Source organism: Streptomyces sp. NPDC005955, assembly GCF_042871255.1.
Classification (GTDB): domain Bacteria; phylum Actinomycetota; class Actinomycetes; order Streptomycetales; family Streptomycetaceae; genus Streptomyces.
The window spans coordinates 410,672-425,688 of the sequence record NZ_JBIAIF010000001.1 but is presented as its reverse complement, the minus strand read 5'-3'; the positions used below and the strand labels follow the sequence as shown (position 1 = coordinate 425,688).

Genomic DNA, 15,017 nt, shown 5'->3' with positions numbered 1-15,017 from the left:
GTGCTCACATCTCCTGGCTGACGTGGTGGATGAAGTCTCGGGACGCGATCGGGTCCAAAGCCACGCGCGACACAGAACTGATCAGCTCGCGGCACTGATGGAGCTGTGTGTCCGCGTACAGGAAGTCAACGCTGTGAGCATTGTCGATTTCCACGGTGTCCAGCTGCGGTACTGGCCCCCCAGCGAACAGCATCGATTGCGTGTATCCGGAGAACGCCTCGATTTCAAACGGGATCACGCGCACGGTGACCGAGGGCCAGTCGCACGCGCCGAGAAGGAACTCAAGTTGAGACCCCGTCACCTTGCGGCTTCCATAACGCATGCGGAGTCCAGCCTCGTGGATGATCACGTCCAAGGGCGTCGGTGACTGTCGTTGGAGAATGCGCCGTCGAGCCATCCGCTGCCGCACACGCACATCGAGTTCGGCGTCGGGAAGTGCCGGGTTGCTCGTCTTGAAAATGGCCCGCGCGTACTCGTCCGTTTGCAGGATTCCGGGTACGGCGAGGAGTTGCACGGTCCGCAAGTACTTGGCGTGGTGCTCAAGTTCCGCGATGTCAAGGAGTGCGGGCGGGAGGAGGCCCTTGTACTCGGTCCACCATTGAGCACCCCGCTCCTCGGCCATACCGGCCAGCAGGTCCACATACTCAGGGTCGTTCACGCCCAGGAACGCGACCAGCCGGCGAAGCCGCTCGGCGCTGATCCCGTGCCGGCCAGACTCCAGATGGCTCACCGTCGCGCGCTCGCCTCCCAGAAAGGCGCCGACGTCGCGACCGGACATGCCTGCCCGTTCTCTGAGCTTGCGCAGTTCGGCACCGAGGCGCGCCTGGCGCGCTGTTGGGTGGCTGCGTGGGGGCATGGAGCTACTCCTCAACTTCCTTCGTGTGTACGAGTGTGCCGCCTTCGGTGACTGTGGGTCCACTCTCAAGGGTGGTCCTTAAGTTCCAACCTTGTGCCGTTCCAAGGGTGTGCCCTACCGTCAAGATGTGCCGGTGAGAGCTGTGGCCGGACGAAATGTGTTGACACGCACGACAGTTGGAACGATCGGGCACGCCAAAGAGGAGTACCTATGTCCATCCCAGCGGACGTCTCAAGCCGTAGCTACCGGTTCATCGCGCCCAACATCGGCACGACGCCCAAGCTCGCCAGGGATCTCGTCGCCCTGCTGCTGGCCGAGGCGGGGCACGAGGCGCTGATGGATGCGGCCCGCCTCCTGGTATCTGAAGTGGTGACCAACGTGTTCCAGCACACGCGGGCCGCGTTGGTGACCGTGGATGCCACGGTGGGAGTCGACTCCGTCACCGTCCGCGTGACGGATCGCGAACCGGGTAGCCGCCCGCCCATGCCGCGATCCTTCCCGGAGGACGCTGACGAGCATGGGCGTGGGCTGATGCTGGTGGAGGCGATGGCTGACCGCTGGGGCGTCTCAGTGCACGGCGGACTGTCCCCGCTGGACAAGTCGGTGTGGTTCGCGTTGGACGGCAAGGCGCGGCCCGCGCGGGGGTGAGGTCAACCCTCCAGGGCTGATGACGACACGGAACACCCGTTGGTGAGCATCCGCGTCGTGCCCTTGTTGCGAGCCCTCCAGGGCTGATGACGACGACCGCCCTGCGCGACCAGTACATCGGCGTCCTGCCGTTGCGAACCCTCCAGGGCTGATGGCGACCGCAACAACTCCGGCGACGACCGGCGCACCAACCAGTTGTTGCGAGCCCTTCAGGGCTGATGACGACCTGGATCATCACCCCGTGCACCGGACCCCACGGCCCCGTTGCGAACCCTCCAGGGCTGATGACGACCAGGTAGCCGCGCACCTCGCGGGTCACTGCGGTGTTGCGAGCCCTCCAGGGCTGATGACGACGTGCAGACCCATGATGCAGGACAACACGCCCCGGCCGGTTGCGAGCTCTCCAGGGCTGATGACGACACGCTTCGATCCCGCTACGGGGCGGGCTCCCACTCCAGTTGCGAGCCCTCCAGGGCTGATGACGACGGCGACCCGTTTTTGCCGGTGTCGGGGTCAATCCCAAGTTGCGAGCCCTCCAGGGCTGATGACGACTAGAGGAGCAGCTCCGTCGCCTCGGCGGCACCCACCGTTGCGAGCCCTCCAGGGCTGATGACGACCCGCGGGGCTGGTGAGCGTGGCGTTCCGGGTCGACGCGTTGCGAGCCCTCCAGGGCTGATGACGACATGGGCCCGACGCCGTCCGCGCGGTCGCCGAGGTCGAGTTGCGAGCCCTCCAGGGCTGATGACGACATGCGTCGGAGTACTCCTCCGGGGCCGGTGCTCGGCTCGGGTTGCGAGCCCTCCAGGGCTGATGACGACCCGAAGGTAAAGTCCCAGCTCGGAGCCGTCAAACAGCGGGCCCAGGCGGCGAATTCTGCAGCGATCCGCCGGTACTGCATCACCGCAGGTCAAACGCGTGCTCACGTACCGACTCCGCACGGACGAGAGCGCCCCCGCGCACACCACCCTACGGCGCCGCCCGGCCCAAAAGCAGCCGTCGCGACCGCGCGCCCCCCAGCTCCCCACTACCAAACCAGAGCACCCCGCATCGGATTTTATGAGTATTGGCGCCCCGAACGCCCAAACGTCGCTACCGTTCTCGTTGCCGGTCGGCGCGGCGGGCCCGTGAACATCACCAGGTGCCGTCAGCCGAGGTAGCAACAGCCAGCGGACCCAATCGAGTTGGGGGAGCATGCGCGTCAGAGTTGACGTGGAAGCGGACGTACCGAGCCTGTCGTGGGACGACGTGCACGGACCCGCGAGAGGTGTGGTGTACGAGCTGCTGAGCAGCCACGACGCCGACCTGGCGAGAACGCTCCACGACGAGGGCTGGAAGGGGCAGTCGCTCAAGCCGTTGGGTGCGACGAGCCCACAGTTCCGCGGCGCGCGCCGAACCAAGGGCGTGTACACGACCTCGACCGACGGCTCCCTGTGGTTCGGGTCGCCGGAACCACGGATCGCCTCCGCGCTCGTCGCCGCACTCTCGACGCGCACCGAAATCCGTTGGGGCGCCGCCAGGTTACGAGTGCGGGGCGTCGCGCTGGACGTGGCGGTCCCGCCCACCTCCGGAATGGTCGAACTGGCGACGCTCACCCCGGTGATCGTGAAGCACGACAGCCGGTACGTGCTCCCGGGCGACCCGCACTACCTGGACCGACTCCACCACAACCTCACGCACAAGGCCGACCTGCTGGGCCTGCCCGCACCCGCCGACCTGAGCGTCGTAGAAGCTGGGCCGCGGCGCAGGTTCACCGTACGGGGCGCACCCCGAATCGGGGCCCAGGTACGCGTGGCCATGGAAGCGGACGGGCGCTTCGTTGAGGCGCTGCGGTCCTGGGGCCTCGGGCTGGACACCGTGCAGGGCTTCGGGTGGATCAAGTGAACGTCGCCACCGCGGCCCCGGAACGACCCGTGATCGCCACGCGCCACCCGCTCCAACGGGGCGGGGCCTGGGCCGTGGCCGTCCTCGCGGGTCGGGCCCGACCGGACGAGGTCACCGTCACCGACCTCGACACCGTCGCCGCGGAGATCGTGGAGGACGTCGTAGCAGCCGCGACCGCGGCGAAGGACACGGCCGCGTACGACTGGTGGAAGGTCCTGTTCGCGCTGTACCCGAACTCCAAGGCCACGCACAGCAAACGTCCCAAGGAATCGACGGTCCTGCGTCCGGACATCGCCCTGCTCTTCCGCCCGGACCGCGAACCGGAGACGGAGCCCGTCCAGGCCGCGGCGACCCTCCGCCCGTGCACGTTCTGCGGGACGGGGACCACCGTCGTGTGGACGAAGTCGACCCTGCCCCTGTACGACACGGACCGTGCGCTGAACACGCTTCCGCCGGGCGTCCCCGGCTGGCCGGTCTGCCGGGGCTGCCGCGTCGCGATGTGGGCGCTGCCGTACGGCGCCTGGCTCACGGCCGGCTCGGCAACGGTGCTGACCTGCGAGAACGAGGACGCAGAGCGGGACTTCGTAGCGCAGAACGTGTTGCGGGCCCGGCGGGTGACCCACCTCGGGTTCGAGCGGATGCCCGCCGGGACACGGTCCGAACTCGTCGCCGTGCGCGCGCTCAGGGCCGTCCGGGACGGGGACTTCGCCGCGTCCACCTTGTGGTCGTTCAAGAACGACAACCAGGAACCGTGGCTGCGGGTGACCCGTACGCGCCGCGCCGTGCCCGCGTTCCTGGCGCGGGTGGACGGGAACGCCGTGCTCCGCCGCGGCTGGCGCCTGCTGGAGATCGGGCTCACCCGCGTGGACCGCACCGGCCAGCTCGTGGCGCGGGGGCCCGACGAAGCGGCGCGACTGTTGTTCGAGGCGGAGGACGGGCGTAGCCGCTCGTTCCTCGGCCAGGTCCACGAACTGTTGAGCGGGTCGGACCGTCGCTGGTGCGCGGAGGACCGCGCCGCACTGACCCGGCTCGCGTTCACCTACGCCGAGGAGATCCTGGGGATGACACCCGACCTCAAGCCCGTCGCGACGCTGATCGCGGACTGGATCGAGCACGGGAGCGGCAGCCCCAGGGGCCGGTTCGCGGAGTACCGCAATGCCGCGCTGAACGACTACCAACTCGGCGTGCTGCTCACCCAGGCGCAGTACCGGTTGATGCTGGACGGACGACCGGCGCCGTCCGGGCCCGAGGACTGGAGCCCACTGATCCAGCGGCGCCCCCGGACTTGGGAACTGCGCATGCTGCTGTCCGCGACGGTCGTCCAACTGCTCCAGGAACGCGGAGTGACGGTGAACGACACCCCCGTGGACCCGGAGGAGCGGCAGCGGACGGAAGCGCTGCTGGAGCAGTCGAACCACCAGCGCGCCGAAGAGTACGAAGACGAAGAGGAAGAGATGGGGCCCGCGTAATGGCGTATCTGGCGGGGAAGATGGTGCTCGCGGTCGAGGCGGGCGCGCCGAACAACGGCAAGGGCGAGGACACCAAGGCCCGGGTGAAGCTGGCCCGGATCAGGGGCAAGCGGTACCCGTACGTGTCGGCACAGGCGGCCCGCCGCTGGCTGCGCGACGGGATGGTGGAGCTGGGTGCCGTACCGTCGCCGGTCACCCGGGTCGGCAAGGCGCAGAACAAGGCGCAGAAGGCCAACACGGACGCGGACCCCGTCCGTTACGCCGATGACGACCTCTTCGGGTACATGCGGGCGGGCGCGAAGAAGGACGACGCGGCGACGACCTTGCGGGACAGTCCGTTCCTGCTGGGCACCCTGATGTCGGTGGAGCCGGTGTACCCGACGGAGGACTTCGGGGTGATGTCCCGCGGGGTCCCGGAGCCCGTCCTGCACGGTCACGAGTTCTACACCGCCGACCTGGCCGCACCGTTCCTGCTGGACCTGCCGCGGATCGGCACGTTCACGATGCCCGACACCAACGGCGTCGGCCGCCCGAACTACCTGACCGCCGAGCAGGCGCTCCTCGCGAGCGAGGCGATCCAGGCCGGGGCCACCGCGACCACCTTCCGGGACCAGCCCGCCGTCCGGCTGCCGATCGAGGAGCGCCGCAACCGCGCCGCCCTGCTGCTGGAGGCCCTGGCCCACCTCAGTGGCGGCGCGAAGCAGGCCCTCCACTACGGGGACCGGGTGCCCGCGCTGATCGTCATGGTCCCGTTCAACGGCGGCATCAACCCCCTCGCCCACTGCATCGACGGCGAGGAGGGCGCGGGGCTGCGCGTGCGTGGCGAGGTGCTGCGGCAGGAACTCGCGGCCTGGGCGGGGGAGTGGCAGGCCCCCGTACGGATCGGCTGGCGACCCGGCTTCCGCGACGACCTGCGCGCCGACTTCGAGAAGGCGTGCGCGGAGGAGATCGCCAACGAGACGATCACCCTGGCGCACCCCCGCACCGCTCTGCGCGAGCTGGCCAGCGACCTCCGTGGGGGCCGGCTCGACGGCTGGTTCGACGACCCGGCCCGGTGAGCCCTTTGCGCCGAGAGTCCCAGGCGGTGTGGCGGGCCGAGTTCTGGGCCCCCGTCGCCTCCTTCCGCGACCCGCTGTTCCCCGGGGTCAGCCGTTGCCTGCCGCTCCCGCCGCCCTCCACGGTGCGGGGGCTGCTGGCCGCGGCGACGGGCCGCCCCGCCGAGTCCTTGGCGTTCGGCATGGCGGCCCGGGCCGGTGGCAGCGGGGTGGACGCGGAGACGTACCACCCCATCGCCGCCGACGGTCGCAACCCGGCCGTCTCCGGTCGGGTGCGTCCCGGCAAGGGCGGCATGACGATCAGGGACCGCCCGTTCCTCACTGACGTCCACCTCACGCTGTGGCTGCCCGGCGAGGACGGTGACCGCATCGCCCGCGCCCTGCGCCGCCCCCGCTGGCCGCTGCGCCTCGGCCGCTCGCAGGACGTCGTCCACCCGCTGAAGCTCCGCCGCATCACCCTGCGCCCCGCCGAGCGCGCCGTAGTGGATCACGCCCTTGCGCCCTCCGACGCGCACCGGGTGCCGTCCGCGACCGTGCACCAGCTCGCGGCGAGTACGTCGACGGACCGGCTGACCACGCGGTGGGTCGACTACCTGTGGTGCGAGACGGCCACCGGTGTGCAACCCGTGCGGGGCGCCCACCAGGACGACACCGGGCAGGCCGTGTGGCTACTGGAGCCGTGAACGGGGCCCGGGGGCAAGGCACTTCCACGGCACGGGGCCTACGGGACGTCCGCGCCAAGTCCGCCCCGGTACGGGACCCGGAACGCCTCACCACCCACTCCCGTACCGTCCACGACACCGTCGCGCAGATCGAGGCGCGGTTCGCGAACGCCGGTGTCCTGGCCACGGAACCGGCCTTCTGGTCGCGGGTGCGCCGGGCGGCCCTCCTGCACGACACCGGGAAGGTCGCGGAAGGGTTCCAACGCCAGTTGCTGCCCGGCGCACCGTACTGGGGCGAGCGGCACGAGGTGCTGTCACTGGCGTACGTGGACCTCATGGCCGCGGCCGGCGACTGGACGGACGACGACCGGCTGATGGTCGCCACGCTGGTCGCCACCCACCACCGCGCCCTGCACTCCGCGTCCGGCGGACCCGTAGCGGGGACCGGGGCCAAACCCAGCCTGGCGCAGACGTACAACGCCGAAACCCGCTGGGAGCACGCCTTCGGCCGCACGCCCGGCCCGGACGGCGAACTGATCCAGGTCACCCGACGGCTGCACCGGGAGCTGACCGCCTGGCTGTCCGGCGCGCTGGCCGTGGATCCGCCGCACGACGACGGCACACCGCTGGCCGAACGCGCCCGCCGCCTCCTCGCCACCCTCCTCGACACCTGGCGCCGGCAGGTCCCGCCGGACCGCGGGCTGCTCGCCGTCCTCGCACAGGGTGCACTCACCCTCGCCGACCACGCCGGTTCCGCCCACGTGGACCTCCAGACCCATCTGCCGCTGCCCGGCGACTACTTCGCCCGCCTCCCGTACCCGCCCCACCCGCACCAGCGGGACGCCGCGGACGTGGACGGACACCTCGTCCTCATCGCCCCGACCGGCAGCGGCAAGACGGAAGCGGGACTGGCCTGGGCCGCCCGGCAGATCGTCGACATGCCGGGGCTGCCCCGCCTGGTGTGGGTCCTCCCGTACCGCGTCTCGCTCAACGCCGCCCGCCGCAGACTCGCCGCCGACCTCGTACCCGCGCCCGGGGACGACACCCCGGACATCGGGCTCCTGCACGGCACCGTCGCCCACACCCTCCTCCTGGAGGCCGCCGAGGACTGCGACCCGCTTGCTCCGTCCGCCCCGACCGCTGCGATGGCCCGCCAGGCGCGGGCCCGCGCCGGGGCCATGCGCCTGTTCACCCAACGGGTCCGCGTCGCCACGCCCCACCAACTCCTGCGCGGAGCCATCGCCGGCCCCACCCACTCCTCGGCCCTCCTCGAACAGGCCAACTCCGTCTTCGTCCTGGACGAACTCCACGCCTACGAACCGGAGACCTTCGGCCGGCTCTGCGCGTCCATGGGCCTGTGGGAACGGCTCGGCAGCCGGGTCGCCGTGCTCTCCGCCACCCTCGCCCCACCGCTCACCGAAGTCATCGACGAAAGCCTGACCCACCCGGTCGCCCTCCGCCGAGCACCCCGGGGCACCAGTCCCGTCCGGCACCGACTGACCCTCGACCCCGAGCCCCTCACCGCCCCGGCCGGCGTCGACCGCCTCCGCACCTGGCTGCACGAGGGCCACAGCGTCCTCGCCGTCGTCAACACGGTCGCCGCCGCCCGCTCCCTCTACCGCGAGCTGGCCCCCGACGCGCGGGCCGCGGCCAGCCCCGACGACACCCACCCGGCGCTGCTCCTCCACTCCCGCTTCAAGCACCGCGACCGTGACGCCGTCGAACGCAGCTTGCTGGCACGCCACCCGGAACGACGGCCCGGCGAACGTGGCGCCCGCGGCGGGCTCACCGTCGCCACGCAAGCGGTGGAGGTCTCCCTCCAACTCGACTTCGACCGGGGCGCGGTGGAGAACGCGCCCGTCGAGGCCGTCGCCCAGCGCGCCGGCCGCGTCAACCGCCGCGGACTCCACCCGGACGGCCCCGTCGAGTTCCGCGTCCACCGTTCCGAGGGCCACCTTCCCTACGAGAAGGGCGCCGTGAACGCGTCCTGGCTCGCCCTGACCACCCTGGTCGGCGCGGGAGCCGACACGCTCAGCGAGGAGGACGTCGAACGGCTGCTCGCCCTCGCGTACGACACGGAGTGGGGCGTCAGCTGGAAGGCGAGGGCCCGCCGTGCCCGCGACGGGTTCACGGCCGCGTTCCTCTCCTTCCCCGACCCCTTCCACGACCGCACCGAGTTCGCACGGCGGTTGGACGAACAGTTCGACGGAGTCGAAGTCCTGCACGTGGACGACGTCGAGAAGTACCGCACCCTCACCACCGGCCCCGACGGCCACGCCCTACGCGCCGCCGGCCTCCTCATCCCCCTGAGCTACGTCCAGTTGAAGCAGTACGACGTACACCTCGACCGGAGCTTGGGCGTGCGGGTGACGAAGGCCGAGTACGACCCGGAGACGGGCCTACGACCCCCCGACGACCCGGAGACCATCCTGTGACCACCCCTGACCCCGCGGCCCCGGTGGGCGGGGTCCACATCAAGTACCTGCACCACTGCCCGCGCCAGCTCTGGCTGTACGGACAGGGGTACCGCCCCGAGCAGCGCAGCGACTTGGTCGCCTTCGGTGAGGTCGTGGACGCCACCACGTTCACCCGCCGACGGGACGTGGACCTCGGCGAGGCCAAGATCGACTGGGTCACCGCCGGCGCGGTCGTCCATGAAACCAAGTCCTCCCGCTCCCCGTCCCCGGCACACGCGGCCCAGGTCCGCCACTACTGCCTCCTCCTGGAGCGGCGAGGCGTCGCGGTGCGCGGCGGAACGGTCCACTATCCGCTCATTCGCCGAACGGTCAACGTCCCCTGGGACGCGGACGCCCGCAGCGAGGCGGAGGAATCCGAGGGACGGGCCCGGGCGACTCTTGCCGCTGCCGGGCCCCCGGACCGCCTCAAACGGAGCGAGTGCCGGGGCTGCTCATACGTTGACTACTGCTGGGGAGACACCTGATGGCCGCCGTGGGCCGTACCTACTGGCTGACCGAACCCTGTCGCATCCGCCGCGAGGACAACAGCGTGCGGGTGGAACGCCCCGACAGCAGCCCCGTCCGCATCCCCATCACAGACATCCGGGACCTGGTCGCCTTCGACCGCGTTGACATCAATACTTCGGCCTTGTCGCTACTCAGTCGCAACGGTGTGGCCATCCACGTGTTGGACCACTACGGCAACCATGCGGCACTCGAAACGGACCACCTGGACCCGGCACTGGAAGTCCTACGCGCCGCCCTGCCCGACTGCACGGACAGCGACATGATCATGGGCCAGGAAGGCAACTTTCGTCGTACCGGCTGGGCGCTCCTGGACACCCAACTTCCTTCGCGGCTGCGCCTGGACGTTCGAACTCGTCGCCCGCCCACCAATGCGGGCAACGCCTTCGTCAGCTACCTGAACTCCATCGTCTACGCCAGGGTTCTCACCGCCCTGCGGAGCACACCGCTCCACCCGGCCATCGGCTTCCTCCACGCGGACACGGACCGCCGGCGCAACACCCTGGCCCTCGACCTGGCAGAACCCTTCAAGCCCCTCAGGCCGAATGACTTCGAGACCGAAGTGGGCAGGGCATCCCTCAGCAAGGACGGTCGCAAGAAGGTCGCCGCGCTGGTCAGGGACGAACTGGCGAAGACGGTGCACCACCGGACCCTCAAACGCAAGGTCAATTACGAGGAGCTGATCCACCTGGAAGCCCTCAAGCTGGTGCGCCTCTGTCTCTAAGGCAATCCCTACAAGCCCTTCCGGCCCTGGTGGTGACGGCGGGTGTTCGTGATCCTCGTCTACGACACGGCCGTCGAACGCAACCCGAAGGTCCTCAAGACCTGCCGCAAGTACCTCCACTGGACGCAGCGCAGTGTGTTCCAGGGCGAGTTGTCGGCCGCGCAGTACCGTGCTCTGATGGCTGCGCTGAGCACGGTGATCGACCCGAACTACGACAGCATCGTCTCGTACACTGCGAGGTCCCCGACATGATCGAGGCCAACACCCTGGGCGTCGTCCTCGGCGGCCCCGGAGACATCCTCTGACCTGCGGTGATGCACTACCAGCGGATCGCTGCACTTTCCCCTTCCTGCGTCGCTCACGGGGGTGCGTTGACCTGCGACTTTACCCTCGGGTCCTCATCAGCCCTGGAGGGTTGGAAACGAGGGGCTGAAGTGCCCCGCGTGGTTGCCGTAGTGGTCGTCCTCATCAGCCCTGGAGGGTTGGAAACGCGAGCTGCTCGGCCGCGGCTGCGGCGAGCCGGGCGGCCGTCATCAGCCCTGGAGGGTTGGAAACACATGAAGCGCTTCCGCGCGGACGTCGCCGCGTGCCGCCGTCATCAGCCCTGGAGGGTTGGAAACAAGGTGTCCGCGTACGAGATGGCCCAGTCCATGCCCGCCGTCATCAGCCCTGGAGGGTTGGAAACTCCTCAAGCTCAGCAATCCGTGCGGCGTACCCCGTTCCAGGTCGTCATCAGCCCTGGAGGGTTGGAAACGTGATCTCCTCGGCCTCCACCGCGACACGGCAGACGGGTCCTCGTCAGCCCTGGAGGGTTGGAAACAGCCGTGCCAGCACCCCGAGCTGGACCCCGACGACCGTTCTCATCAGCCCTGGAGGGTTGGAAACCGGGCGAGAGCCGCGCGCATGTTGAGGCGGCCGGGCGGGTCCTCATCAGCCTTGGAGGGTAGGAAACTTCTCTGACTACGTGATGGCGCAGGACGCCGCCGGCCGCCGTCAGCCCTGGAGGGCCTGCCATGCCCCGGCTGCGCCTGAGCCGGCGAGCAGCCGCGCCTAACGCAACCCACCACCGCAGCCACCTCACCCCACCACCCCCACCCGCCGCACCCCCACGCCAACGACCGCCACCGCCACAATCGCCGTAGCGCCCCCCGCCGCCATGACCGCGGACGTGGAGGCGTGGTCGACGACCGTTCCGCCGGCCAGCGCGCCCAGGGCGATCGTCGCCTGGAACGACGAGGTGAACAGGACCGAGGACGCCTCCGTCGCACCGGGAGCCGCGCGGGCGAACCAGGTCTGGGAGCAGACCGGCACCGCACCGTACGCGACGCCCCACACGATCAGCAGGGCCACCGCGCCCACCCCCCAGTGGCCGAAGACCGACAGGGCCAGCGTCGCGACCGCGATCAGGGCCGCAGCGCACCCGAAGGCGGCGCGAGGTGCACGGGACACCGCGGAGCCGGCGAGGAAGGTTCCTGCGATGCCGGCGGCGCCGTAGATCAGGAGGCAGCCGGTGACGAGGTCGGGGTCCAGGCGGGGGACCTGTTCCAGGAACGGGGTGACGTACGTGTACGCGCCGAAGTGGGCGAGGACGACGAGGAACGTCACGGCCAGGGCGTACCGGGTGGCGGGGGTGCGGAGCAGGTCACCGAGGACCGAGAGGTTGGCCGGGCGCTGCGGCGGGAGGGGCGGGAGGGCGAGGAGGAGCAGGGTCAGGACGGTGAGGGTGAGCAGGGCCATGGTGAGGAACGCGACGCGCCAACCGGCCGTGGAGCCGATGTACGTGCCGAGCGGTACGCCGAGCACGGAACCGAGCGGCACCGCGGAGAAGATCACGGCCGTGGCGCGCCCGACGGACGCGGCGGGGACCAGGCGGGCGGCGAGGCCCGCGCCGACGGACCAGAAGCCGCCGATGCTGATGCCGACCAGGACCCGGGAGACGAGGACGAGCCAGTAGGAAGGTGCGGCGGCGGCCAGGAAGTTGGCGACTGCGAGGAGTAGGACGAACGCGGCCAGGACCGGGCGGCGGTCGGTGGTGCCCAGGGCCGAGGTGACGAGCGGGGCGGAGACCGCGGCGAGGACGCCGGGGAGCGCCATCATGAGGCCGGCGGTGCCCTCGGAGACGGTGAAGTCCGTGCCGATGGTGGTGAGGAGGCCGATCGGGAGGATCTCCGTGGTGACGATGACGAAGATGCCGAGGGCCACCGACACCACGGCCAGCCAGGAGACGAACGGTGAGCGTGGTGCGTCGGTCGGGGCCGCCGGGGGTGGGGAAGGGAAACGGCTGAGCGCTGCGGTGGCCATCGGGTTCCGTCCTGCGGGGGGGGGGCGTGGGGTGCGCACACCACTTCAGCAGGGCCCGGGGAGCGTGTCCGGCAGCTTCTCGACGTCAACGTCCTGTGGGGCCGCCCTGGTTGGCGCGTGCGACGCCGGGTCCGAGCCCCTGGGCGAACACGGTCAGCGCGCGGTCGAGCAGGTCGCCGATGTCGTCGGGGTAGTCGCGTTCCGCCCAGTAGCGGGAGGTTTCGAAGAGGGTGCCGACGAGGCCCATCGCGTAGGCGCGGACCTCCAGTTCGGCGGGGTCGCGGCCGGTGCGTTCGGCGATGACCCGGCAGAGCATGCCGCCGGTCACCGACATGCTCTCCAGGCTGCGGGAACGGACCGCCGGGACCTCGGCCATCAGGCGCATGCGGAGCTTGGTGACCTCGGGTTCGTGGCGCATGGAATGTTCCATGGTCTGCCGCAGGACGTGGCGGAGGGAGTCGAGCAGGGGTTCCTCGGCGGGGCGGTTGCGGAGGGCCTCCTCCATGACCGGGTCGTGTTCGTCGGTGAGGACGATGTCCTCCTTGGTGGGGAAGTACCGGAACACCGTGCTCGCCGAGACCTCGGCCGCCTGGGCGATCTGCTCGACGGTCGTCGCCTCGTAGCCCTGCTCGGCGATGAGCCGGTACGTGGCCTCGCGGATCGCGACGCGGGTCTTCAGCTTCTTGCGTTCCCGCAGGCCGAGCTGCGACGGGTCCACGGGAGACGGTGGAGGTGCGGTGGCGGGCATGGCCTCATTGTCGGCCATCGGCGGGACGGGTGCCGTCCCCGGGCGGGGGCAGCGGGGTGCCGTCCCCGGGCGGGGGGAGCAGGGTGAGGGCCGCGAGTGCGGTGAGCAGGGCGGCGGCCGCGCACACCACCAGGACGAGTCGCATGCCGTCCAGGTACGCGGCGTCCGCGGCCCGGGCCAGTTCCGGCGCGCCGAGCCGCTCGGCCAACAGGTGGGCGGCGACGACCGATTCGCGTGCCGTGTCGGTGGCCCCGGGCGGGAGTGCGGCGGTGGCGTCGCCGGTGACGCGGGCGCCGTAGGTGCTGGAGAGTAGGGAGCCCAGTAGGGCGATGCCGAGGGCGCTGCCCATCTGCCGCACGGTCATCAGCAGGCCGGAGCCGCTGCCCGCGCGGTCGGCGGGCAGCGTGCCGAGTGCCGTTTCCATCGCGGCGACCACCGCGAAGCCGAAGCCGATTCCTGCGGTGCCCAGCCAGAGGGCGACGTACCCGTAGCCGGAGCCGGGTTCGGTGCGGCTGCCGAGGAGCGCGGCGCAGGTCAGCACCGCCAGCCCCCCGCTGATCACGGCACGTGCTCCGTACCGTGCGGCGAGCGGTGCGCACGCCTTCGCGGCGATCAGCATGCCGCCCATCAGCGGCAGCATCCGTAGCCCGGTGCCGAAGGCGTCGTTGCCGAGCACGGTCTGGAGGTACGGGGGCAGGACGAACATCAGGCCCGCGAGGACGAACATCACCAGGGTGGCGGTGAGGGTGTTGAGGAGGAAGGGGCGGCGGGTGAGGAGGTCCAGGTCGAGCAGGGGGCGGGGGGCGCCGCGTTCGCGGACGACCAGGGCGGCGACGAGGGCGGTGCCGGTGAGGAGGGGGCCGAGGGTGAGGGGGTCGGTCCAGCCGCGGTGCGGGGCTTCGATGATCGCGTAGACGAGGGTGCCGAGTCCGGCGACGGTCAGGGCGGTGGAGGTGAGGTCGAGGCGCGGGGCGGCCGGGTCGCGGCTCTCGGGCAGCAGCAGGGCGCAGGCGGTGATGCCGAGGGCGGCCATGGGGACGTTGATCAGGAAGACGGAGCCCCACCCGTGGTGGTCGAGGAGCCAGCCGCCGACGATCGGGCCGAGCGGCAGTCCCAGTGCGGAGGCGGAGGTGACCGCGGCGACGGCCTTGCCGCGTTCGTCGGGGCCGAAGAGGGTCGGGAGGACGGACAGGGCGAGCGGGGTGATCAGGGCGCCGCCGATGCCCATGGCGGCGCGGGCGGCGATCACGGTGGGGACGTCGTCGGCGAGGGTGCCGGCGAGTGAGCCGAGGAGGAAGACGGCGAGTCCGGCGATGAGCAGGCGGCGGCGTCCGTAGCGGTCGCCGAGGAGTCCGGCGGGCAGCATCAGTGCGGCGAAGACGATGACGTAGGCGTCGGCCATCCACTGTTGTTCGCCGGTGGAGGCGTCGAGTTGGCCGGCCATGGTCGGCAGCGCCACGTTGAGGATCGTGAGGTCGAAGCCGAGGACGAGGAAGCTGGCGACCAGGGCTCCCAGGGCCCACCAGCGGCGGGGGTGGGGCGGGGTGTCGGTCGTCGGGTGGAGGGTGACCATGAAGTGAGAGTAGCTGTCATTTGGGAGTTGCTGTCAATATGGTCCAGGGGTTCGGATGGGGAATGAGTCGGGGGGTGCGGGGGTCCGGGCATGAAAAAGGTGGCCGCGGCGGGGAGCCG

At 70.7% G+C, this 15,017-nt stretch carries 12 protein-coding genes, 1 pseudogene and 2 CRISPR repeat arrays; of the genes and pseudogenes, 9 read left to right on the top strand and 4 right to left on the bottom strand.

Annotated elements, in window-relative coordinates; all coding sequences use genetic code 11:
- Positions 1–4: 4 nt before the first annotated feature.
- Positions 5–856: a Scr1 family TA system antitoxin-like transcriptional regulator gene (locus tag ACFYOU_RS01755; RefSeq protein ID WP_391302714.1), complete on the bottom strand. Its 852-nt coding sequence runs from the start codon at positions 854–856 to the stop codon at positions 5–7.
- A gap of 210 nt (positions 857–1,066) precedes the next feature.
- Here ACFYOU_RS01755 and ACFYOU_RS01750 point away from each other — a divergent pair.
- From ACFYOU_RS01750 to cas2, 9 genes and pseudogenes are all read left to right on the top strand, one after another.
- A pseudogene (locus tag ACFYOU_RS01750) lies at positions 1,067–1,420 on the top strand (ATP-binding protein); the annotation flags it as partial.
- An 82-nt stretch (positions 1,421–1,502) separates the two neighbouring features.
- Positions 1,503–2,322: direct repeats of the CRISPR family, unit length 29 nt; unit sequence GTTGCGAGCCCTCCAGGGCTGATGACGAC.
- 373 nt (positions 2,323–2,695) lie between these two features.
- The gene (gene cas6 / locus ACFYOU_RS01745) at positions 2,696–3,385 is read left to right on the top strand and encodes a CRISPR-associated endoribonuclease Cas6 (RefSeq protein ID WP_391302712.1); all 690 of its coding nucleotides are present in this window, start codon (positions 2,696–2,698) and stop codon (positions 3,383–3,385) included.
- On the top strand, positions 3,382–4,854 hold the full coding sequence (locus tag ACFYOU_RS01740; RefSeq protein ID WP_391302710.1) for a hypothetical protein: 1,473 nt from the start codon (positions 3,382–3,384) through the stop codon (positions 4,852–4,854). The genes cas6 and ACFYOU_RS01740 overlap by 4 nt, the downstream gene beginning before the upstream one ends.
- Positions 4,854–5,912 carry a type I-B CRISPR-associated protein Cas7/Cst2/DevR gene (gene cas7i, locus ACFYOU_RS01735; RefSeq protein ID WP_391302708.1) on the top strand — a complete coding sequence of 353 codons (1,059 nt, stop codon included), beginning with the start codon at positions 4,854–4,856 and terminating at the stop codon, positions 5,910–5,912. Before ACFYOU_RS01740 ends, cas7i begins: the two co-directional genes overlap by 1 nt.
- On the top strand, positions 5,909–6,592 hold the full coding sequence (gene cas5, locus ACFYOU_RS01730) for a CRISPR-associated protein Cas5 (RefSeq protein ID WP_391302706.1): 684 nt from the start codon (positions 5,909–5,911) through the stop codon (positions 6,590–6,592). Before cas7i ends, cas5 begins: the two co-directional genes overlap by 4 nt.
- Positions 6,589–9,006, top strand: a complete 2,418-nt coding sequence (cas3, locus tag ACFYOU_RS01725) for a CRISPR-associated helicase Cas3' (RefSeq protein ID WP_391302704.1) — start codon at positions 6,589–6,591, stop codon at positions 9,004–9,006. The genes cas5 and cas3 overlap by 4 nt, the downstream gene beginning before the upstream one ends.
- On the top strand, positions 9,003–9,512 hold the full coding sequence (locus tag ACFYOU_RS01720) for a Dna2/Cas4 domain-containing protein (protein WP_391302702.1): 510 nt from the start codon (positions 9,003–9,005) through the stop codon (positions 9,510–9,512). The genes cas3 and ACFYOU_RS01720 overlap by 4 nt, the downstream gene beginning before the upstream one ends.
- Entirely contained in the window at positions 9,512–10,276 is a 765-nt protein-coding gene (gene cas1 / locus ACFYOU_RS01715; RefSeq protein ID WP_391302700.1) for a CRISPR-associated endonuclease Cas1, read from the top strand. Before ACFYOU_RS01720 ends, cas1 begins: the two co-directional genes overlap by 1 nt.
- Positions 10,277–10,318: 42 nt before the next feature.
- Positions 10,319–10,528 (top strand): CRISPR-associated endonuclease Cas2, encoded by a 210-nt coding sequence (gene cas2, locus ACFYOU_RS01710; RefSeq protein WP_387001614.1) that lies wholly within the window; start codon positions 10,319–10,321, stop codon positions 10,526–10,528.
- Between the two features lie 146 nt (positions 10,529–10,674).
- Positions 10,675–11,228: a CRISPR direct-repeat array (repeat unit 25 nt; unit sequence TCATCAGCCCTGGAGGGTTGGAAAC).
- A gap of 125 nt (positions 11,229–11,353) precedes the next feature.
- Here cas2 and ACFYOU_RS01705 read toward each other — a convergent pair.
- From ACFYOU_RS01705 to ACFYOU_RS01695, 3 genes are all read right to left on the bottom strand, one after another.
- Complete coding sequence (locus tag ACFYOU_RS01705; RefSeq protein WP_391302697.1) at positions 11,354–12,577, bottom strand: MFS transporter; 1,224 nt, start codon at positions 12,575–12,577, stop codon at positions 11,354–11,356.
- Between the two features lie 85 nt (positions 12,578–12,662).
- On the bottom strand, positions 12,663–13,325 hold the full coding sequence (locus ACFYOU_RS01700) for a TetR family transcriptional regulator (protein WP_391302695.1): 663 nt from the start codon (positions 13,323–13,325) through the stop codon (positions 12,663–12,665).
- A gap of 4 nt (positions 13,326–13,329) precedes the next feature.
- Entirely contained in the window at positions 13,330–14,898 is a 1,569-nt protein-coding gene (locus ACFYOU_RS01695; RefSeq protein WP_391302693.1) for a DHA2 family efflux MFS transporter permease subunit, read from the bottom strand.
- Positions 14,899–15,017 lie beyond the last annotated feature (119 nt).